The following is a 1,145-nucleotide window of genomic DNA, read 5'->3' as shown; positions in this document are numbered from 1 at the left end:
GGCGGCGGTCGCGATGGCCGGGGCGGAGTTGCGGCCCTCCGGCTCCAGGATGATCTGCGGATTGGCGATGCCGGCGTCGCGCAACTGCTCGGCCACCAGGAAGCGGTGCGCCTCGCCCACCACGGCGATCGGCGGCGCGAAGCCAGGGCCGGAGGCGCGATGGGCCGTCTCCTGCACCATCGTGCGCCCCGTCAGCAGCGGCCAGAACTGCTTGGGATTCGACTCGCGCGACAGCGGCCAGAGCCGGCTGCCCGTTCCGCCCGAGAGAATGACGGGAACGATGTCGGTTGCACTCATGTGGCAGAGCATTCCTGTGTCTCGGGGCGAGGATGTGCCGGCAGATGCGGGTGATTTCATGGCAGCCTTGTCGCCTTGTCGCCGCGAAGGCAAGGTGGGTGCATGCTCGGTGATTCCCCTCGTATCTGGATGGACGGCTTCTCGCTCACCCATTCCCATGGCACCGGCATCTCCACCTATTCGCGGGGCCATGCGGCCACGCTGCGGGGGCTCGGCGCCAATCTGGGCATCCTCTACGGCCGGCCCATGCCGCGGCTCAAGGACGCGACGGAACGGGAGGTGCGCTTCTTCGACGCCCGCGCCCGGCCCAACCGTTCGCTGCGGCAGCGGCTGATCGACATGGCGAAGGAGCCGCGCGGACCGCTGGCCCAGCCGGTGCAGATCTCGCGCATGGTGGACAGCAGCGCCACCTCCGCCATCACCTACAGGAGCTTCACCACGGCCAGCCTGCCGCCGGTGGACGAGCTATGGAACGCCAACGACGCCTTCGGCCGGGCGCTGGTGAATTTTTCCGTGACCAAGCGGCTGCTGCCGGTGCGGGTCCAGGGCAGGCCGCCTGAGCTCATGCACTGGACCTACAGCCACGCCATGCGGCTGGTGGGCGCGCGCAACATCTACACCATCCATGACCTGATCCCGTTGCGGCTGCCCTGGGCGACGCTCGACATCAAGTCGCGCTGGCTGAACACGCTGCGGATCCTGGTGCGCGACGCCGAGCATATCGTCACGGTGTCGGAGCATGCGCGGCAGGACATCATCGAGCAGTTCGGTATCGCCGGGGACCGCATCACCAACACCTACCAGCCCGTCTTCCCACCGGCCGAGCCGATGGACGAGACGATGTCCGT

Annotated in this window: 2 protein-coding genes; one reads left to right on the top strand and one right to left on the bottom strand. The window is 68.1% G+C overall.

Features of this window, described 5'->3' with window-relative positions:
- The coding region (locus AC1DWF_RS32240; protein ID WP_476842599.1) for a sugar phosphate nucleotidyltransferase at positions 1–297 on the bottom strand (297 nt) is incomplete at its 3' end.
- 102 nt (positions 298–399) lie between these two features.
- Here AC1DWF_RS32240 and AC1DWF_RS32235 point away from each other — a divergent pair.
- Positions 400–1,145, top strand: a 746-nt coding sequence (locus AC1DWF_RS32235) for a glycosyltransferase (RefSeq protein ID WP_476842598.1), incomplete at its 3' end; no start/stop codon positions are given.

The organism is Aminobacter sp. P4_D5 (assembly GCF_056401815.1).
Note: the sequence above shows the minus strand (reverse complement) of the source record. Positions and strands in the feature narration are given on the sequence as shown.